Origin of the sequence: Methylocystis sp. IM3, from assembly GCF_038070105.1 — a bacterium.
Lineage (GTDB): Bacteria > Pseudomonadota > Alphaproteobacteria > Rhizobiales > Beijerinckiaceae > Methylocystis.
This window is the reverse complement of the sequence record NZ_JBBPBZ010000002.1, coordinates 2652038-2671528: the sequence shown is the minus strand read 5'-3', so window position 1 is coordinate 2671528 and position 19491 is coordinate 2652038. Positions and strand designations below refer to the sequence as shown.

General features: G+C 66.0%; 21 protein-coding genes. 13 read left to right on the top strand and 8 right to left on the bottom strand.

Going from position 1 to position 19491, the window contains the following annotated elements; genetic code table 11:
• From sdhC to WOC76_RS14970, 7 genes are all read left to right on the top strand, one after another.
• Positions 1 to 408 (top strand): succinate dehydrogenase, cytochrome b556 subunit, encoded by a 408-nt coding sequence (gene sdhC, locus WOC76_RS15000; RefSeq protein WP_341105753.1) that lies wholly within the window; start codon positions 1 to 3, stop codon positions 406 to 408.
• Between the two features lie 14 nt (positions 409 to 422).
• Positions 423 to 818: a succinate dehydrogenase, hydrophobic membrane anchor protein gene (sdhD, locus tag WOC76_RS14995; RefSeq protein WP_341105755.1), complete on the top strand. Its 396-nt coding sequence runs from the start codon at positions 423 to 425 to the stop codon at positions 816 to 818.
• A 48-nt stretch (positions 819 to 866) separates the two neighbouring features.
• Positions 867 to 2699 (top strand): succinate dehydrogenase flavoprotein subunit, encoded by a 1833-nt coding sequence (gene sdhA / locus WOC76_RS14990; RefSeq protein ID WP_341431476.1) that lies wholly within the window; start codon positions 867 to 869, stop codon positions 2697 to 2699.
• A 1-nt stretch (position 2700) separates the two neighbouring features.
• Positions 2701 to 3486: a succinate dehydrogenase iron-sulfur subunit gene (locus WOC76_RS14985; protein ID WP_341105757.1), complete on the top strand. Its 786-nt coding sequence runs from the start codon at positions 2701 to 2703 to the stop codon at positions 3484 to 3486.
• Positions 3487 to 3538: 52 nt separating this feature from the next.
• Positions 3539 to 3916 carry a hypothetical protein gene (locus WOC76_RS14980; RefSeq protein WP_341105758.1) on the top strand — a complete coding sequence of 126 codons (378 nt, stop codon included), beginning with the start codon at positions 3539 to 3541 and terminating at the stop codon, positions 3914 to 3916.
• 30 nt (positions 3917 to 3946) lie between these two features.
• Positions 3947 to 4981 (top strand): aspartate-semialdehyde dehydrogenase, encoded by a 1035-nt coding sequence (locus WOC76_RS14975; protein WP_341105760.1) that lies wholly within the window; start codon positions 3947 to 3949, stop codon positions 4979 to 4981.
• 214 nt (positions 4982 to 5195) lie between these two features.
• Positions 5196 to 5468, top strand: a complete 273-nt coding sequence (locus WOC76_RS14970) for a hypothetical protein (RefSeq protein ID WP_341105762.1) — start codon at positions 5196 to 5198, stop codon at positions 5466 to 5468.
• A 145-nt stretch (positions 5469 to 5613) separates the two neighbouring features.
• Here the strand turns inward: WOC76_RS14970 and WOC76_RS14965 are convergent, their stop codons facing one another.
• From WOC76_RS14965 to WOC76_RS14940, 6 genes are all read right to left on the bottom strand, one after another.
• Positions 5614 to 6459 (bottom strand): outer-membrane lipoprotein carrier protein LolA, encoded by an 846-nt coding sequence (locus tag WOC76_RS14965; RefSeq protein WP_341105763.1) that lies wholly within the window; start codon positions 6457 to 6459, stop codon positions 5614 to 5616.
• Between the two features lie 106 nt (positions 6460 to 6565).
• A complete protein-coding gene (locus tag WOC76_RS14960; RefSeq protein WP_341388865.1) occupies positions 6566 to 9136 on the bottom strand; it encodes a DNA translocase FtsK in 2571 nt (856 codons plus the stop codon).
• 213 nt (positions 9137 to 9349) lie between these two features.
• Positions 9350 to 10213, bottom strand: coding sequence for a YihY/virulence factor BrkB family protein (locus WOC76_RS14955; RefSeq protein ID WP_341105765.1), 864 nt, complete (start codon positions 10211 to 10213; stop codon positions 9350 to 9352).
• Positions 10214 to 10223: 10 nt separating this feature from the next.
• Positions 10224 to 11045 (bottom strand): DUF72 domain-containing protein, encoded by an 822-nt coding sequence (locus tag WOC76_RS14950; RefSeq protein WP_341105766.1) that lies wholly within the window; start codon positions 11043 to 11045, stop codon positions 10224 to 10226.
• Between the two features lie 94 nt (positions 11046 to 11139).
• Complete coding sequence (locus tag WOC76_RS14945) at positions 11140 to 11532, bottom strand: hypothetical protein (protein WP_341105768.1); 393 nt, start codon at positions 11530 to 11532, stop codon at positions 11140 to 11142.
• A gap of 133 nt (positions 11533 to 11665) precedes the next feature.
• Positions 11666 to 12367 (bottom strand): hypothetical protein, encoded by a 702-nt coding sequence (locus tag WOC76_RS14940; RefSeq protein WP_341105770.1) that lies wholly within the window; start codon positions 12365 to 12367, stop codon positions 11666 to 11668.
• A gap of 120 nt (positions 12368 to 12487) precedes the next feature.
• Here WOC76_RS14940 and WOC76_RS14935 point away from each other — a divergent pair, with 120 nt between their 5' ends.
• Together WOC76_RS14935 and WOC76_RS14930 are read left to right on the top strand one after the other, a co-directional pair.
• On the top strand, positions 12488 to 12973 hold the full coding sequence (locus tag WOC76_RS14935; protein WP_341105772.1) for a YbhB/YbcL family Raf kinase inhibitor-like protein: 486 nt from the start codon (positions 12488 to 12490) through the stop codon (positions 12971 to 12973).
• Between the two features lie 21 nt (positions 12974 to 12994).
• Positions 12995 to 14053, top strand: a complete 1059-nt coding sequence (locus tag WOC76_RS14930; RefSeq protein ID WP_341105774.1) for a hypothetical protein — start codon at positions 12995 to 12997, stop codon at positions 14051 to 14053.
• Here the strand turns inward: WOC76_RS14930 and WOC76_RS14925 are convergent.
• On the bottom strand, positions 14050 to 14463 hold the full coding sequence (locus WOC76_RS14925) for a DUF3147 family protein (protein WP_341105776.1): 414 nt from the start codon (positions 14461 to 14463) through the stop codon (positions 14050 to 14052). The genes WOC76_RS14930 and WOC76_RS14925 overlap by 4 nt on opposite strands.
• Before the next feature lie 45 nt (positions 14464 to 14508).
• Here WOC76_RS14925 and WOC76_RS14920 point away from each other — a divergent pair, with 45 nt between their 5' ends.
• From WOC76_RS14920 to der, 3 genes are all read left to right on the top strand, one after another.
• Positions 14509 to 15411 carry a DUF1259 domain-containing protein gene (locus WOC76_RS14920; protein WP_341105777.1) on the top strand — a complete coding sequence of 301 codons (903 nt, stop codon included), beginning with the start codon at positions 14509 to 14511 and terminating at the stop codon, positions 15409 to 15411.
• Between the two features lie 115 nt (positions 15412 to 15526).
• Entirely contained in the window at positions 15527 to 16303 is a 777-nt protein-coding gene (locus WOC76_RS14915) for a tetratricopeptide repeat protein (RefSeq protein WP_341105778.1), read from the top strand.
• Between the two features lie 108 nt (positions 16304 to 16411).
• Positions 16412 to 17815, top strand: coding sequence for a ribosome biogenesis GTPase Der (gene der, locus WOC76_RS14910; protein WP_341105780.1), 1404 nt, complete (start codon positions 16412 to 16414; stop codon positions 17813 to 17815).
• Between the two features lie 9 nt (positions 17816 to 17824).
• Here der and WOC76_RS14905 read toward each other — a convergent pair whose 3' ends face one another.
• Entirely contained in the window at positions 17825 to 18424 is a 600-nt protein-coding gene (locus tag WOC76_RS14905) for a poly-gamma-glutamate hydrolase family protein (RefSeq protein ID WP_341105781.1), read from the bottom strand.
• 34 nt (positions 18425 to 18458) lie between these two features.
• Between WOC76_RS14905 and WOC76_RS14900 the strand changes: the two genes are divergently transcribed.
• The gene (locus tag WOC76_RS14900; RefSeq protein WP_341105783.1) at positions 18459 to 19472 is read left to right on the top strand and encodes a methyltransferase; all 1014 of its coding nucleotides are present in this window, start codon (positions 18459 to 18461) and stop codon (positions 19470 to 19472) included.
• Positions 19473 to 19491 lie beyond the last annotated feature (19 nt).

Sequence of the window (19491 nt, the reverse complement as noted above, 5' to 3'; positions counted from 1 at the left end):
ATGGCAAACGCTGGAATCGACGAGCGCGCCGCAAGGCGCCCGCTGTCGCCGCATCTGACCATCTTCAGGCCGTGGCTGACGATGGCGATGTCCATGGCCCATCGCATCACCGGGGCAGCGCTCTATCTGGGCATGGCGCTGATGGCGCTCTTTCTGCTCGGGGCCGGCTTTGGCGGGTGGCTGCACGCCCTTACCGGCTGGCTGGCCTCCGGCTTCATCGGCGGGTTGATCGTCTTCCTGACCACCTGGGCGATTTTTCACCATCTGCTTGGCGGCGTGCGACACGCGCTCTGGGACCGCGTCCTGTATATGGATCCGCAGGGCCGGGAGTTCCTCGCGCAGGCTACCCTCTATGGCGGTGTCGGTCTGACCGTGGCGCTGTGGATCTTGAAGTCTCTCGTCGGCTGAGGAAAGGCTCGTCTATGTCGGTTCCGACTCATTTCAAAAGCGGCCGCACGGGACAGGGGGCGGCCTATGTCTCCGATCGCGAGGGCTCCGTCCACGCGCATTTCATGCGCCTCTCGTCCTATGCGCTGGCGCCGCTGGGCCTCCTGTCCGCCTGGTGGCTCGCAGGCCTCGTCGGCAAGACGCTGGAGGGCGTGAAGGCCGAAATCGGCCGTCCGATTCCCGCCATTGTGCTGGTCGCTTTCGGCGTCCTCGGCATGATCCATGCGCGTCAGGGCATGATCGAAATCATCGAGGACTATGTCCACGACGCGGCGCTGAAGGAGAAGGCGCTTTACTGGAACAAGATCGCCGCCATCGCGATCGCCGCCGCCTGGACGCTGGGGATCATGCTGATCGCAGCGCCGAAGTAAGCGCAGGTTTCAAAAGAAGAGCCGTACAACGATAAAAAGGCTGCAATCATGGTTGCCACTGGCGCTGCGAATTCCGTTTCCATCGGCGGGCGGGCCTATCCGATCACCGACCATACATTCGACGTGGTGGTCGTCGGCGCCGGCGGCGCCGGCCTGCGCGCCGTGGTCGGCTGCGCCAAGGCGGGGCTGAACGTCGCCTGCGTGACCAAGGTCTTCCCGACCCGTTCGCACACGGTCGCGGCGCAGGGCGGCGTCGCCGCCGCGCTCGGCAACATGGGGCCGGACGAGTGGAAATGGCACATGTACGACACCGTCAAGGGCTCCGACTGGCTCGGAGACCAGGACGCGATCGAATATATGTGCCGCAACGCGCCGCAGGCGGTCTATGAGCTGGAGCACTGGGGCGTGCCCTTCTCGCGCACGACCGAGGGCAAAATCTATCAGCGCCCGTTCGGCGGCATGACGACCGATTTCGGCAAGGGCCCGCCCGCGCAGCGCACATGCGCCGCCGCCGACCGCACCGGCCACGCCATGCTGCACACCATGTACGGGCAGGCGCTCAAGCACGAGACGCAGTTCTTCGTCGAATATTTCGCGATCGACCTCATCATGGACAGCGAGGGCGCCTGCCGCGGCGTCGTCTGCCTGAAGCTCGACGACGGCACGATCCACCGCTTCCGCTCGGCGCTCACCATTCTCGCGACCGGCGGCTATGGCCGCGCCTATCTCTCCGCGACGTCGGCCCATACCTGCACGGGCGACGGCAACGCCATGGTGCTGCGCGCCGGCCTGCCGTTGCAGGACATGGAGTTCGTGCAGTTCCACCCGACCGGCATTTACGGCGCGGGCTGCCTCATCACCGAGGGCGCGCGCGGCGAGGGCGGCTATCTCACGAACAGCGAGGGCGAGCGCTTCATGGAGCGCTACGCGCCCTCCGTGAAGGACCTCGCGCCGCGCGATATGGTCTCGCGCGCCATTACGGTCGAAATTCGCGAGGGCAGGGGCGTCGGCAAGCGCAAGGACCACGCCTATCTGCATCTCGAGCATCTCGATCCGCAGATTTTGCACGAGCGCCTGCCGGGCATTTCGGAGAGCGCGAAGATTTTCGCCGGCGTCGACGTGACGCGCCAGCCGATCCCGATCCTGCCGACCGTGCATTACAACATGGGCGGCATCCCGACGAATTATCACGGCGAGGTGCTGCGCAAGGTGGACGGCAATCCGGACGCCGTGGTGCCGGGCCTCATGGCGCTCGGCGAAGCGGCCTGCGTCTCGGTGCATGGCGCCAATCGTCTCGGCTCCAATTCGCTGATCGACCTCGTCGTCTTCGGCCGCGCCGCGGGGCTTCGCGCCGCGGAACTCGTCACGCCCGGCCAGTCGCAGCCGGAGCTGCCGGCGGATTCGGCGGAACTGCCGCTCACGCGCCTCGACTTCTTCCGCAACGCCAATGGCGCAACGCCGACTGCCGAGCTGCGCGACAAGATGCAGCGCGTGATGCAGTCGCATTGCGCGGTTTATCGCACGGGCGAGGTGCTCGCCGAGGGCGTCGCGGGCATTCACGAGGTCTGGCGGGAGGCGGCGAACGCGAAGGTCTCCGACCGCTCGCTGATCTGGAACTCCGATCTCGTCGAGACTCTCGAATTCGACAATCTCATCGTGCAGGCGGTGGTGACGATGGAATCGGCGGCGAACCGAAAGGAATCGCGCGGGGCGCACGCCCGTGAGGACTTCCCCGAGCGCGACGACGCGAACTGGATGAAGCACACGCTGGCCTCGATCGATCGGGAGAGGAAGTCGGTTGGGATCGATTACCGACCGGTGCACAATTACACCATGACGAACGAGGTCGCTTACATCGAGCCGAAGGCGAGGGTTTACTGAAATGGTCGAATTCACCCTCCCCAAGAACTCCGTCATCGCCGAGGGCAAGGTCTGGCCGAAGCCGGAGGGCGCGACGAATCTGCGCGAATTCAGGATCTACCGCTACAATCCCGACAGCGACGCCAATCCGCGCATCGACACCTTCTTCGTCGACATGGACGACTGCGGGCCGATGGTGCTCGACGCCATCATCTGGATCAAGAACAAGGTCGATTCGACGCTGACCTTCCGCCGCTCCTGCCGCGAAGGGATTTGCGGCTCCTGCTCGATGAATATCGACGGGGTGAACACGCTCGCCTGCACCAAGGGCATGGACGAGATCGAGGGGCCGATCAAACTCTATCCGCTGCCGCATATGGGCGTGGTCAAGGACCTCGTGCCGGACCTCACCATCTTCTACGAGCAGCATGCGGCGATCGAGCCCTGGCTGCACGCGGGCGCCAATCCGGAGAAGGAGCGCCTCCAGTCGCCGCAGGATCGCGCCAAGCTCGATGGACTCTATGAGTGCATTCTCTGCGCCTGCTGCTCGACCGCCTGCCCGAGCTATTGGTGGAACTCCGACCGCTATCTCGGCCCCGCGGCGCTGCTCCAGGCCTATCGCTGGGTTCAGGATTCGCGCGACGAGGCGAAAGAGGAGCGGATCGGCTATGTCGACGACACCTTCCGCCTCTACCGCTGCCATACGATCCTGAACTGCACCAAGGTCTGCCCCAAGGGCCTTTCTCCCGCCGCGGCCATCGCCGAACTCAAGAACCTGGCGATCGCCGAGCAGGAGGCGGGCGCTTGATCCCGCCGCATTGCGGCGTTAGGACGGCTCACTGTTTTGGGAGAACAAGGCCATGCGTTCTAGCGCGCGTCTTTTTCGTGGATCCATCGTCTTCGCGGCTTTCCTGATCGGCGTGGGCGCCGAAGCCGCCATCGCCCAGGAATTGCAGCTCGACCCCAAGGCGCTGGATACGTCCGGCGGCTCGTCTGTTCAGGTCAAGCGCAAGGGCAAGAAGGGCGCCGACGCCGCCGCGCAGCAGCCGGCGCAGGGCGGCAAGACCGGCGCGGCCGCTTCCGGGCCGAACCGCCAATTCGGAGAGCTCGAGGGCTGGTCGCCCGGCAAGGCGCCGCCCAAGCCCAAGGATAGCAGGGACCCGGACCCGGCGCCGAGCAAGAACAACACCGTCAATGTGACGCCCTCGGGCAATATGTCGGTCGGACTTCCCTTCTAACCGCCGGCCGGAGGCCGGATGGAGTTCAAAATGGCGTATAAGGTCGCCGTCGCCGGCGCCACGGGCAATGTGGGCCGCGAGATGCTCGACATTCTGGCGGAACGGCGCTTCCCGGTGTCGGAGGTCGTGCCGCTCGCCTCCTCGCGCTCTATCGGCCTCGAAGTCTCCTTCGGCGACAAGACGCTGAAGTGCAGGCATCTCGACACCTACGACTTCTCCGACACGGACATCTGCCTGATGTCCGCGGGCGGAAGCGTCTCCAAGGACTGGTCGCCCAAGATTGGCGCACAAGGCTGCGTCGTCATCGACAACTCCTCGGCCTGGCGCATGGATCCGGACGTGCCGCTGATCGTGCCGGAGGTCAACGCGGACGCGACGGCGGGCTTCACCAAGAAGAACATCATCGCCAATCCGAACTGCTCGACGGCACAGCTCGTCGTGGCGCTGAAGCCGCTGCACGACGCCGCGACCATCAAGCGTGTGGTGGTTTCGACCTATCAATCCGTCTCGGGCGCCGGCAAGGACGCGATGGACGAACTCTTCGCGCAGACGCGCTCGGTCTTCGTCTCGGACCCGATCGAGGCCAAGAAATTCCCCAAGCGCATCGCCTTTAACCTCATTCCGCAGATCGACGTCTTCATGGAGGACGGCTTCACCAAGGAAGAGTGGAAGATGGTCGCGGAGACGAAGAAGATCCTCGATCCGAAGATCAAGCTCGTCGCCACCTGCGTGCGCGTGCCGGTCTTCATCTCCCATTCGGAGGCGGTGAACATCGAATTCGAGAAGCCGATCTCGGCGGATGAAGCGCGCGACATCCTGCGCGAGGCGCCGGGCGTTCTCGTCATCGACAAGCGCGAACCCGGCGGCTACATCACGCCGCATGAAGCGGCGGGCGAGGACGCGACCTATATTTCGCGCATCCGCGAAGATCCGACGGTCGATAATGGCCTCGTGCTCTGGTGCGTCAGCGACAATCTGCGCAAGGGCGCGGCGCTCAACGCCGTGCAGATCGCGGAAGTGCTGATGAACCGCAAGCTGCTGACGCCGAAGAAAGCGGCGGCCTGAGCGACTGTCCTGATTGCTTCGGCGTCATTGCTGTCCAATGAAACAATCCGAGCCTGCGATACGGCTCTGGATTGTTTCGGTGCTGCGCCCCTCCAATGAAATGACGGCGGGGAAACCCTGCCGCCCTGCGGGCCTGTGCGTAGCCGCACATCCACACCGATAGGCGTCAGCTACCTTCTCTCCATCAAACGACGCAGTCACATGGAGAGAGCAAATGACGAACCTCGGCAAGATCATCACCGGCTCGATCGCGGCTCTGGCCCTGGCCAGCACGATTGCCGCAACCCCGGCTTCCGCGGGCGGCTATTATTATCGCTCCGGCCCGGACGCGGGCGCCGTTGCTGGCGCGGCCATCGCCGGCATGGCGGTTGGCGCGATGGTCGGAGCCGCTGCGAGCCAGCCCCACTATGATTACGGCTACGGTCACCCGGGCTATGGCTACGCCTACGGACGCCATCACTACGGCTACGGCTATTATGGCTATTGAGACGTGGGTTCGCCAATGGGTTCGCCAAGGGGTTCGCTTGGGAGGGATCGGCGGCGCCGCCTCCCAGAGCAGAACAGTGGATATGACGTGACAACAGCCTTCTTGATCATTGCCGTCGCGCCTCGAATACGCCCGGCAGGACGCCTCACTTGCTGATCTTGAACAGCGCCGGGTCGGGCGTCTTGGTCTGGTCGATATTGAAGAGGCTGATCAGCGTCTCGTAGCCCTGCGGGTCCTTGACCTGCCATTGTTTCAGCTTGAACGTCTTGGGGTCGAAGATCAGGCGCAGATGCGACGTGCCGCCGAAGGTCGCCTTGTCCTCGATGAAGACGGCGACGCCGGAATCGTCGATCTGCACGTCCTGAACGGTCACGTCCTTTTCGAGGTCGATCTTTTCCTTCATCAGGAATTTTAGCGGCGTCTGATTGATAAAATAGAGGTCCTGCGTATTGAGCCGCCGATCGCGCACCGCGACCTGCGCGCCATCCGCCACGACCTCCATGGTCGCGGGCTGGGCATATTCGAAACGGACCCGGCCGGCGCGCTGCACATGCAGCTTGCCCTCGGAGCGCAGCCCATCCGCGCCGATCTGCACGAAATCCGCCGTCATCACAGGCGAGGCGTTGAAAAAGGCGTTGGCGCGCTTGAGCGCCTCGTCTCGGGTGAGGGCCTTGGCCGGCTCGGGCGGGGTCGCCGGATTGGCGAGCTGCACCGGATCGCCGGGCTTCGCGGCCGTGGGCTTTGCAGTCTTCTTGCCCGCTTTGGCTGGTTTGGCGTCGGCGGGTTTGGCGTCAGCCGGCTTGTCCTGCGCAGGCTTGGCCTCCGCTGGCTGGACTTCGGCCGGCTTTGTTTCTGCCGGCTTTGCTTCTGCCGGCTTGGCGTCCGTCGGTTTGGCGCCCGAGGGTTGCGGCGCGGCTGGCGCGGTCTCCTCGGCGATGGCCGGTGCGGCCAGGGCGCATGCGAGGGCGATGGCGAGGGCGGTGTGCTTCACGGGGGCGTCATCCGGTTTCAGGGGCCGAAGAGCGTTTTCGTAACATAACTTGGCGGAAATAGGGGCGTCGCGCCGTCGCACCCCCTTTCGCCGCCCGCGCCGCGCCTCACTCCGCCGCCTCTATATCGAAGGCGCCGCGGTCGACGCCGCCGCCCACCAGAATCTCGCGCTTGCCGGCGTGATTCGGGGCGGAGACGACGCCTTCCTTCTCCATGCGCTCCACCAGCGAGGCGGCCTTGTTGTAGCCGACCGACAGGCGGCGCTGGATGTAGCTCGTCGAGCATTTCTTGTCGCGCAGCACGATGGCGACGGCGCGGTCGTAGAGATCGCCGCCTTCCTCGGCGTCCATCGAGCCGGGCAGGGGGGCTTCGCCGTCGTCGCCCATGTCCTCGTCGTCGGCGGTGATGGCGTCGAGATATTGCGGGGCGCCCTGGGCCTTGAGATGGGCCACGACATGCTCGACCTCGGCGTCGGAGACGAAGGGGCCGTGGACGCGTGAGATGCGGCCGCCGCCGGCCATGTAGAGCATGTCGCCCTGGCCGAGAAGCTGCTCGGCGCCCTGCTCGCCGAGAATGGTGCGGCTGTCGATCTTCGAGGTCACCTGGAAGGAAATGCGCGTCGGGAAATTGGCCTTGATCGTGCCGGTGATGACGTCGACCGAAGGACGCTGCGTCGCCATGATGAGATGAATGCCGGCGGCCCGGGCCATTTGCGCGAGACGCTGGATGGCGCCTTCGATGTCCTTGCCGGCGACGAGCATGAGGTCGGCCATCTCGTCGACGATGACGACGATATAGGGCAGCGCCGCGAGATCCATCTCCTCGTGCTCGAAGATCGCTTCGCCGGTCTCGCGGTCGAAGCCCGTCTGCACGGTGCGGGTGATGGTCTCGCCCCGGGCCATCGCCTCGACGACGCGGGCGTTGTAGCCGTCGATGTTGCGCACGCCGAGCTTCGACATCTTCTTGTAGCGGTCCTCCATCTCGCGCACGGCCCATTTCAGCGCGACCACCGCTTTCTTCGGGTCGGTGACCACGGGCGTGAGCAGATGGGGGATGTTGTCGTAGACCGAAAGCTCCAGCATCTTGGGATCGACCATGATGAGGCGGCACTCTTCCGGCTTCAGCCGGTAGAGCAGCGACAGGATCATGGTGTTGATCGCCACCGATTTGCCGGAGCCGGTCGTGCCCGCGACCAGAAGATGCGGCATGCGGGCGAGATCGACGATCACGGGCTCGCCGCCGATGGTCTTGCCGAGCGCGATGGCGAGCTTGTGGTTCGAATGGATGAAATCCTCGCTCGCAACCAGTTCGCGCAGATAAACGGTCTCGCGGCGCTGGTTGGGAAGCTCGATGCCGATGGCGTTGCGGCCCGGCACGACGGCGACGCGCGCAGAAACCGCCGACATGGAACGGGCGATGTCGTCGGCGAGGCCGATGACGCGGGAGGATTTGATCCCCGGCGCCGGTTCGAGTTCGTAAAGCGTCACGACCGGGCCGGGGCGCACATTGATGATGTCGCCGCGCACGGAGAAGTCTTCGAGCACGCCCTCCAGAACGCGGGCGTTCGATTCGAGAATGTCCTCGGAGACCTTGACCGCCCCGCCGGTCTTTTTGGGTTCGGCGAGAAGTTCGACCTCGGGATAGTCATAGACGCCCAGCGCCGCCCGCGGGGGACGGGCGGCCTCTCGGGTGACGCGGCGGGCGGGCGGCTGGGGCGCGGATGGCGCCGCGCCGCGCGCGGCCGGCGGAGCGGCGGCCGTCGCGGAGGCAAGGGGCCGCCTGGCCGGCGGCGCCTCGATGGGGTCGTCGTCGGTTTCGTCGTCGTCCTCGATCGGCGCCTGTCGCGCCCGGCGGGGCGCGTAGGGCATGTAAACTTCGATGTCGTCGAAGGTCGGCTCGACGCGCGGCGACGCGACGACGGGCTCTTCCACGACGGGGCGGGGCGCGCGGCTCTTGAGCTTCTCGACCAGGCGAACGAGCGAGGCTTTCGCCGCGAAGCCGAGATGGAACAGGGCGCCGATCGATATGAGGGCGAAGCCGGGCTCCCCGGCCTTGTCCTCGTCGTCCTCGAGGTAAGGCAGCGGCGCTTCGTCCTCGAAGAATTCGTCGCGCAGATCGCCCGGCGATTCAAAACCGAGGCCCATGGCGCCGCTGACAGAAAGAATGGCCACGAAGGCGGCGCCGAGGCCGGAGATGGCCATGACCACGCCCGAGCCCGCGAACATGGTGCGCGGCACCGCGAGGATGGCGTCGCCGGCGACGCCGCCCAGCCCGGTCGGCAGCGGCCAGCGGTCGGTGGGCGGCAGCAGGGAGGCGGTGGCGGCGGTGGCGAATATGCCCGCGACCCAGAGCCCGAGACGCAACGCGGCGCGTTCGATGCGGCCGCGCCGGATCATGCGTAGCCCCTGGGTGGCGAGCGGCAGGATCGCCGCAATCGCGCCGAATCCCACGAGCTGCATGAGAATATCCGCAACCGCCGCGCCCGGATGCCCGAGCAGGTTGCGGACATGGCCGCCCGTCGCATGGTTGAAGGAAGGATCCTGCGCAGACCAGCTCACGAGGGCGAGCGTCATGGCCGCGGCGCTTCCCACCATCAGCGCGCCGACGGCCTCCGCCGCGCGCCGCGCCGAGAATTCGCGAAATTGTTCAGAAAAATGGTGAAAGCGATGGCTACGCATGTGAAAACAGGCCCGCGTGGGGTAGGCGCCGCCGTAAGAGCGCGCCGACCCCGCGAGGGTAAAAAACCTCGGTTAAGGCCCGCTTAACATGGGGTGATTTTTAGGCGATTGTTAACAAAGGATTGGCGAGGGAAAAGCCTTTCCTGTCATTGGGTTGGGCTCAACATACGAGCCGGCGCCGCACCGCGGCGGCGCCTGTTTGGCGCAAGGATGCTACCGGCCCGCCTCCGCGCAACAGGACGCCCCCTCCTCCCGCCTGCCGCCGGTGGCGATGATCTGGTTCAGCTCGGCCCCGTAGATGAAGATCATCGCCAGCGCGTAGAGGAAGACGATCGCCATCATGATCGAGGCGAGGCCCGCATAGGTCGAGACGTAGCTGCCGGCGAACTTCGCGAGATAGGCGCCGAAGCCCGCGCCGAAAGCGAGAGAGGCGACGAGCGTCAGCACGAGGCCGGGGGCCACCTTGAGCAGGCTTCGGCGCCCGGCCGGCAAAAGCTTGTGCGCGGCGAGCACCGCCAGCGCGACGACGCAGGAGGTGACGCCATAGCGCACCGGCGCGTAGAGCGGCTCGAGTTCGTGCATCAGCCCCGGCGCGTGTTTTTCCGCAATCGCCCGCGCCAGCGGGGCGAGCACCATGAGAAAGGCGATGGCGAGCAGGGACGCCGCGCCGAGGAAGACATAAAGGATCGACTCGAGCCGCAACACCCACCAGGATCGCTCGTCGCGAATGTCATAGGCGCGGTTCAGGGCGATGCGCAGGGCCTCGACGCCGCTCGAGGAGAAATAGATCGCGAGCACGGCGCCAACCGTGAGCAGACCGCCGCGCGGCTGCGTCAGCACATTGTGGATTTCCGCCGCGATGGGCTTGGCCACATTCGGCGGCCAGGTCTCGAAGATGAGCGCCGTCGCGGCGTCGGCCTCCTCGCGCATGCCGAAGAAGGCCGCGAGCGCGGTGACGAAGATGAGAAAGGGAAATAGCGAGGTGAGTATGGACAGCGCGATATGGCTGGCGATGGCCCAGCCGTCGTCGCGGTTGAGTTTCATATAGGCGTCGAAAAAGATTCGGATCAGCCGCATGGCGATCAGCCTAACCGCGACGGATGGCCGTGGCCAGCGGCAGCCGCTCGATCAGCGCCATGGCGGCCGCGGGGTTTCTCGCCTTGGCGCCGCGGATCACGTAGAGAAACACATCCCGCGCCGCGCGCCTCGGCGTGTTGGGGCTGAGGCGGGGAAGCTCCTCCGGGGCGCCGCCTGCGGCCCATGCCTGCGCCCGGTTCGCCCAGACGTCGAGCCGCGCGGCGTCGTAGCCAGCGCGCCGGTTGGCCTGCGTCCCCATGATGCGCGCATAGACGAAAGGGGCGGTGAGGTCGGCGATCAGCGGGAAATCCGAGTCGCCCGCGATCACGATGGCGATGCGATGCGCCCGCGCCAGCGCGACGAAGGCCGAGGTTTTGAAGCTCTCGTTCCGCACTTCGATGGCGTGACGCAAGGCGACGCTCTCCGCCTCGCGAGGAAGGGCGGCCAGAAAGCCATCGAAAAAATCCGGGTCGAATGTTCGGCTCGGCGGAAACTGCCAGAGGACGGGGCCGAGCTTCTTTCCGAGCGCGGCGACGCCGCTTTCGAAGAAGCGGCGGATGGCGTCCCGCGCCTCCTGCACGCTGCGGCGGGTGACCGCGTAGCGCGGCGCCTTGACGCTGAAGACGAAGCCGTCGGGCGTGGCGTCGCGCCATCGGAGAAACGTCTCGCGCTTTTGCGTGCGGTAGAAGGTGGCGTTTATTTCGATCGAGGTCAGACGCCGGCTGGCGTATTCGAGCTCATGCGCATGGGGAAGGTCTTGCGGATAGAAGACGCCGCGCCAGGGCGCGAAGCTCCAGCCGCCGACTCCGACATGGATGCGGCCCGCCGCCATTCGCGCGCTCCCTTGGCCAGAGAGCGCAGATAGCGCGCGCGTTTCGCGGAGCGAGGGCGATCATGAGCCCCGCTCGGGCCGGCCGGTCGGGGCGTCAATACTTGCAGTTGGCGCCGTGCAGCTTGCCCAACGCCGCCAGTTCGTCGAGCGAGAGAACATGGTCCTGGTATTGGCAAGTGAAACCATCGGGGAATTTCCACGTCGGAAACGCTATTGTTCCGCTGAGCCCCAGTTTTTGGCCCCAGTTCGGGTCATAGTTTGGGCAGGTATTATTCGCCTCGATATAGGTGACATACTGCCATGCGGAGTCGAACATCGCCTTCTGCGCCTGGCAGCGGGGGCAGTGGCATGAGCCGAACATCATCGCGCCGCTTTGTGTGAGGCATTTTGCGAAGTTTTCTTTTCTCCACCTCAAGACCATTGCGTAGATTATGGCGGCAAGAGCCGGGGAAATTATGATGACTGGAAAGTAATAATAGTCGGGCATAATTTTTACTCGCGGAAGAATTAAGAAATGGAAGTTAAGCTTATCCCGGTCGCCCCCGCCAGACGCGTTTTGTCGCACACACGCCCGCCGCCGCTTGCGGGCGTTTCGTACGGGCGCGTTCTGGTCCAAGGCCTCAAAACCTCGGGGCTGGATGGGAGGTCGGTTCGGGATCGACCCAGTCCTCGGCTTCGGTGACGAAACTCACGCCCCTGCTGTAAAGGAATTCGATGAGGCGCCGTTCGATGTCGTCGCGCAGGGCGAAATCGGGCTTGTAGGCGAGGCGGCGCCAGGGCAGGAGCGGGGGCTCGAGCGTCACGGCCAGGATATAATCTTCGGCAGGCTCGTCCCGCAGGGGTTTTCCCGCATGGGCGACGGCGACCCACAGGGGCGAGAAGCCTTTTTCGCCGATCGCAAAGCCCCAGCCATAATCCTCGCCCACGGGCTCGCCCATCTCGAGGCGGGCGCCGTCCTGGGCCTTGAGAAAATCGATGAACTCCTGTGCGAACTGCTTGCCGGGATGGCCGTGGACGTTTTGCGCGCCGCTCGGGTCGCCTGCATAGCGGTCGGTCGTCGCCTCGAAGACCCGGCCGGCGTTCCTGTCCCGCGACATGACAACGGCCAGACGTACATTGGCGGCCGAGATCAGCGCCGCGAGCAGCGCGAAGGGAATGAGAAGCTCCTCTTCCGGCGTGAACTCGTACATCGCCATGGAAGGATCGAGCGCGACGTAAATCCCCGTCAGCACGCCGAACGGAAGGAGCAGAATCAGCGCGGCCAGCGTCGGCCCGGAAAGAAGGGCAGGCAATATCTTCCAGATCAGGCGACCTCTCGTCATTCCAGGCTCCCGCATTCGACGAAGAAGCAGAAACTAGGCAAAGTCGCCGTCAAGGCAAAGGGGCTCCAGTCCCGCGCGACCTGAGAGGGATATTTTCCCGGCTTACGCAGGAGCGGCTCCATGAAACTGATAAGCGACGCATTTTCCGACAATGGCGCGCTGCCGCCGCATTTCACCGGCGACGGCGAGGACATGTCCCCGGCGCTGGAATGGAGCGGCGCCCCGAGGGGGACAAAGAGCTTCGTCCTGCTCGTCGACGACCTCGACGCGCCGGGCGGCGTCTTCCACCACTGGGCCTGCTACGACATCCCCGCCTATCACTCGACGCTCGTCGAAGGCGCCGGACGCCCGGAGGGCTTCGAGGACTTCCGTCACGGCGTGAATGATTTCGAGGAGCTCGGCTACAACGGCCCTGCGCCGCCGGAGGGCGACGGCCTGCACCGCTATCGTTTCCGCCTGCTGGCGCTCGACTGCGCCGAGCTTGCGATCCGCACCCATCCGACCTGCGAGGAAGTCGAGGCCGAGGCGTCGAGGCACGTGCTCGCGGAGGCGGAGCTCACGGGGCTCTACCGGCGTGAACTGGCCGGATCTTCTCCGCCGGGCTAAGGATGGCCGGGGAGCGGGGAGATGGGCCTTTTCGATTTTCTGTGGCCCCGGCGACGTCGGGAAAAAGCGGTCGATCCTGCAATCGAGGCCGTGGCGCGCGAGGTTTGCGCCAGTCTGGCCGCGCTCGGCCTCCATGTGGGGTCGCAAGGCCACGGGGCGCGCTTTGTCGAGATCAGGGCCTCGACCTCGCCGAAACTCGTCACCACGCCCGACGGAACCGAGGCGTCGGGCGTCGCGCTGCTGCTGGCCGGGGGATACGACCCGCCGGCCGTCGTCTTCGAGCAGATCAATTCGTTGGAGCCGGGGCTTGGCCGCCAGATGGTCGGCGCCGTTCTGGCGGGCGCGCGGACGCGGCCCGGCCTCTTCCCCTGCGTGAAGGTCAACGACCTCTCGCCCTTCCAGCGCGACGGCCGTCGCTGGTGGGAGAATGTCGCGGACGCCCATCCCGATTTCGACTGGCGCATCACCCATGACCCCGACGCCTCGCACTGGCCCGCGCCGGCGAGGCCGGAGGAGATCGCCTCTTCCCCGGATTTCTTGCGCAGGCAAGAAAAGCTGCGCGCGCTCGCCGCGCACTTCGGCCACGATCCCGCAATCGTGACGCTCAGCCCCGAGCGGAAGGTCTTTCCCTTTCTCGGACAGAGCTTCGCGTCCGAGGGCGAGGCGACGCCCGACGGGCGCGTGACGCTCTATTACGATCCCGAGATGAGCGACGCCCGGCTCGGCTGCTGTCTCGCTCACGAGCTTCAGCATTTGCGCTATTTCGCGGTCCGCGAGGCCTGGCGCGCCGAGCTGCCGGACGGCCCGCTGCATCGCCGCTTCGCGCGCTTCACGCCGGAGCTGCTCGCGGCCCGGCGCGGCGTCTCGAATTATTCCAACGAGCATTGGGACGCCTGGACAGGCGCGCGGCAGCCGCGGCTCTTTTCGGACGAACTCGCCGAGGGCGGGAGCGAGCCGATCAACGAGACGATCGCCGAGGTCGCCAAGGCGCTTTACAACTGGGGGCCGGATGTTCGGATCGACCCCGTGTGGCGTGAGCTCAGGGACGCGATCGACGCGGAATATGCGCGGCTTTCCTAGATGCCGACGCCCATGCGGCGCAGCACGGGGACCATCATCAGATAGGCCCCCGCCGTCGCGCCGATGGAGAGCCCGAGGCTCGCCCAGAAGCCGAAGCCGTACCGGATCAGCAGGGGCAGCGCCGGGAACAGCACGAGCGAGGGGATGATGAGCCAGAAGATCTGCGCCGAAAGCTCGGCGATTTTCAGGGGCGCCTCGCCGTCGATCCTGAGCCAGACGAAGGCGAGCAGGGAGGTGAGCGGCAGGGACGCGACGAAGGCCGCGAAAGCGGTGGAGCGCTTGGCGATTTCCGAAACAGCCACGATGAGGAGGGCTGAAAGCAGGACTTTGACGGCGTAATAGAGCATGGTGGGCGGGACTGTAGTTTCCGGCGGCGGCTCCGGCAACGGCGGCTGTGCCTTTTTGCGCATGGCCCTATCTGACGCGGGGCCGCCTTTTTTCCGAAAGGAACTCCCATGAGACAGATTGCCGGGGCTTTGTTCGCGACAGCCGGATTTTTCGCGGCCTCCTGCGGAGCGCGGGCGGAGATGGACTGGTCGGCCGTCGACGCGGCGGTCGGGCGGAAAGCGATGGTCAGCGGGCCGGTCCACAAATATGGCCTCCCGCGCACCGACCTTCATGTCACGCTGGACGGCGTCTCCGTCAAGCCCGGCCTCGCGCTCGGCGGCTGGGTCGCGTTCGAGCCCATAGTCGAGCCCATGGGCCGGGGCGCCGCAATGATGGGCGACCTCGTCCTGACCGAGTCCGAGGTCGGCCCGGTCATGCGGGCGCTGCTCGACGGCGGCGTGGGGGTGACGGGGGTCCACAACCATCTGCTGCGCGCAAGCCCGGCGACCTTCTACATGCATGTCGCGGGCGAGGGCGACCCTGCCAGTTTGGCCCGGATCGTGCGGGACGCGCTGGCGCAGTCGAAGACGCCCCTCGAGGCGGCGGCGCCGGCCGGCGGGGAGCCCCCGAAGCTCGACTTCGACGCCGCGAAGATCGACCGGATTCTCGGCTTTCAAGGGAAAAACAACGGCGGAATCTATCAGTTCAGCATCCCCCGCGCGGAGCCCATCCAGGCGCGCGGAATGACGGTCGCGCCAGCCATGGGAACGGCGATCTCCCTCAATTTCCAGCCGACCGGCGAGGGCAGGGCGGCGATCAGCGGCGATTTCGTGGCCCTGGGCAGGGAGGTCGAACCGCTGCTGAAGGCGCTGCAATCGAACGGGATCGAGGTCACCGCCCTCCACAACCACATGCTCGATGACGAGCCCCGGCTGTTCTTCGTCCATTTCTGGGCCAATGACGACGCGGCGAAGCTCGCGAAAGGGCTGAGGGCGGGCCTCGACGTCCTGCATCACGCCGGGCATAGCTGACCGGTCTGCGGCTCGCCTTTCGCATCCGTCTGTGCTAACCCCGACGCTCCCCCGCAGGGGGCAAGAACAAATCGGGCAAGAACAACGGGTCTGAAACGCAAGGGTCGCGCGAGAGATGTCGGACATTTTCCATGAGGTCGACGAGGACGTCCGCCGGGACAAGGCCGCCGAGTTGTGGCGGCGCTATCAGACGCCGATTTTCGTCGTCGCCTTTCTGATCGTCGCCGCGACCGGCGCCTGGAGCTATTATCAGGACAAGCGCCTGAAGGCGGCCGAGGCCGCGAACGCCCGCTATGTGGCCGCCGTGCAGCTCGCGGAAGAGGGCAAGAACGCCGAGGCCGCCGCCGCCTTCGACGCCTTGGCCAAGGACGCCCCCAAGGGCTACGCCGCGCTCGCCCGCGTCCGCGCCGCCGAGGCGCGGCCGGATAAGACGCAGGCGCTCGCCGAGCTCAGCGCCATCGGCGAGGATCCGAACGTCGACAAGCTGACCCAGCAGATCGCGTTGCTGCGGGCGGCGCTAATTGTGCTAGAGGGCGACGACCGGCAGAAGCTCGAGCGCGCGCTCGGCCCGCTGATGACCTCGGACGGCCCTTTCCGCTTCTCCGCGCAGGAGTGGAACGGCCTCGACGCTCTGTTCAACGACGATTTCGACGAGGCCGAACGCGTCTTCGAGCAGGTGCTCGCCAACTCCGACGCCCCCCAGTCGATGCGCCAGCGCGCCTCGGCCTACAAGGGCCTGCTGCACGCCAAGCGCGGACCGAAGCCCGCTCCCGCTGCCTCCTCCGGCGGAACCGACGGCGGCAAGATCAATGTGACGCCGGTCATCGAACCGGAATCCGGCGGCGCCATGCCGGCGGGCACGGCGCCTCTCGAGGCGTCCCCGGCCAAGTAGCGCCCCTATCCCCCTCTCTCCGTCGGGGAGAGGGCAATTTTCGCCACGGCGTCGACCCTCTCCCGGCGGGAGAGGGTTTCGCGTTATAAAGGCTCGAAGAGTTCGCTCATGTCCTTCTCGCTCGCCATCATCGGCCGCCCCAACGTCGGCAAGTCGACGCTGTTCAACCGGCTGACCGGCAAGAAGCTGGCGCTTGTCGACGACCGGCCCGGCGTGACCCGCGACCGGCGCGAGGGCGAGGCGAAGCTCGCCGATCTGCGCTTCACCATCATCGACACGGCCGGGCTGGAGGAAGGCGCGCACGCCACGCTCGAGGGGCGGATGCGCGCCCAGACCGAGAGCGCGATTCTCTCCGCGGACGCCATCCTTTTCGTGATCGACGCGCGGACGGGCGTGACGCCGGATGACAAATATTTCGCCGATCTCGTCCGCCGCGCCGGCAAGCCCGTGATCCTCATCGCCAACAAGGCGGAAGGCAGAGCGGGCGAAGGCGGCGTGCTGGAGGCCTTTTCGCTCGGCCTCGGCGATCCCGTTCCCTTTTCCGCCGAACATGGCGAGGGCGCCGGGGCGCTCTATGAAGCCCTGCGCGAGGCGCTGCCCGAGCAGACCGCCGAGCCTGCCGAGGAAGAGGAGCAACAGGAGGAAAATCTCTACGACGACGAAGAGGACGGCAGCGATCTCGACGTCACCAAGCCTCTGCGCATCACCGTGGTGGGACGGCCCAACGCCGGCAAATCCACGCTCATCAATCGCATTCTCGGCGAGGAGCGGCTTCTCACCGGTCCCGAGGCCGGCATCACGCGCGACTCCATTGGCGTCGATTTCGTCTGGCGCGACCGCAAGATGAAGCTTTTCGACACGGCGGGGCTGCGCAAGCGCGCCCGGGTCGTCGACAAGCTGGAAAAACTCTCCGCCGCCGACGCGCTGCGCGCCGTGCGCTTCTCGGAGGTGGTCGTGCTCCTCATTGACTCGACCATCCCCTTCGAGAAGCAGGATCTGACTATCGCCGATCTCGCCGCGCGCGAGGGCCGCGCCTTCGTCATCGGGCTCGGCAAGTGGGACCTCGTGGAAGACAAGGGCGCGACGCTCGTCAAGCTGCGCGAGGACGCCGAGCGTCTGCTGCCGCAGGTGCGCGGCTGTCCGGTCGTGCCGGTCTCGGGCGCGACGGGGCAGGGGCTCGACAGGCTCATGGAGGCGATCCTCGCGACTCATGAAGTGTGGAACCGCCGCATCGCCACGGCGCGGCTCAATCGCTGGCTGTTGCAGGCGGTGGAGGAGACGCCGCCGCCGGCGGTGTCGGGCCGTCGCATCAAGATTCGCTACATGACGCAAGCCAAGTCGCGCCCGCCGCATTTCGTGCTGTTCGGCAATCAGCTCGACGAATTGCCGGCGAGCTACGAGCGTTTCCTCATCAACGGCCTGCGCAAGACCTTCGATCTCCCCGGCGTGCCGATCCGCATTTCACGAAAAGCGGGCGACAATCCATACGCCGGGAAGAAGAAGACGCGGTGAGGCCGGCGATCACTCGGCCGCATGGCCGATAAGCGCCGCGCGCACGGCGACGGCGAAGGCGTCGCGTATCGCTTCCTCCTGCGAGAAGCTGATCCTGAGCGCGCGGGGGATTTCGAGCTGCACGCCGGCGCCGCGGCGGCCCCTGTTGCAAATATTGTCGGGATGACGCCCCGCGAGCGGATGTCCGTCGCCCACGGGCTTGGCGCGAAAGCCGCTATTTAGAAGCTCGACGCAGATGGCGTCACGCAAGGGCTCGTGCAATCCGCCAACCCAGATGGACGCGCCGTCCATCCCGTTCTTTCGGCCATGCACGCCGACCACGACTTCGGAAGCGGCGACGAGTTGCAAGGCTTGCGGCTCGTCGAAGCGCGTGGACGTAATATGCAGGCCGTCGCCTTTGGCGCGCAGCGTCAGACTTTCGAAGCAGTAGAAAGAAAAGCTTTCCCGGGCGATGGCGGCCGCGGCTTCCGACGTGCCGGGCTCGATATAGCCGCCATGCGGCGCCATGATCGCGATCGGCGACGGTCGCGCCGCGACGCGGATGCGAAAATGCTCGCCCTCGGTCTCGCGCGCCGCAAGGGCGGCGAAGCTGTCATATTGATCCGGCATTGAATGAAATTAGTCCCAGTAGGAGGTTGCCGCCATGACCTTGAAGCCCTCGCCCGAAAAACTCCTGTCGCTCGGCATGTCCTTCTGGAACGCCAAGACGCTGCTGTCGGCGGTCGAGCTCGGCGTCTTCGACGCGCTGGCCGAAGCGCCGGCGGATTGCGAAACGCTGCGCGGGAAGCTCGGCCTGCATCCGCGTTCCGCGCGTGATTTCTTCGACGCGCTGGTGGCGCTGAAGCTCCTCGACCGGGATGACCAGAACCTTTATCGGAACACGGCGGAGGCCGACTTCTTCCTCGTCCGCGGGAAGCCGAGCTATGTCGGCGGCATGCTGGAGATGGCCAACGCCCGCCTTTACGAAAGCTGGGGGCATCTCACCGAGGCGCTGAAGACCGGCCGCCGCCAGAGCGAAAACAAGGAGGAGGGCGACCTCTTCGCCGCGCTCTACGCCGACCCCGAGCGGCTGCGCGGCTTTCTCGCCGCCATGTCCGGCGTGAGCGCCGGCGCCGCCCGAGCCATCGCCGACAAATTCCCCTGGGATCGCTACAAGAGCTTCATCGACATCGGCGCGGCGCAGGGCATGGTTCCGGTCACGATCGCCCGAGCCCATCCGCATCTGACCGGCGGCGGCTTCGACTTGCCGCAGGTCGGACCCGTCTTCGAGGGCTTCGCCGCCGCGAACGGCCTTACCAATCGGCTGCGCTTCTTCCCCGGCGACTTCTTCGCCGACCCGCTGCCGCAGGCCGACGTGCTGATCATGGGACATATTCTGCACGACTGGGATCTGGCGCAGAAGCGGCTGCTGCTGAAGAAGGCTTATGACGCGTTGCCGCCCGGCGGCGCCCTGATCGTCTATGAGGCGCTGATCGACGACGAGCGGCGCGAGAACGCCTTTGGCCTGCTGATGAGCCTCAACATGCTGATCGAAACGGCCGGCGGCTTCGATTACACGGGCGCCGACTGCCAAGGCTGGATGAAGCAGGCGGGCTTCTCCGAGAGCCGCGTCGAGCATCTCGTTGGTCCGGACGCCATGGTGATCGGGGTGAAATAGGCAGACGCCCGGGGCGAAA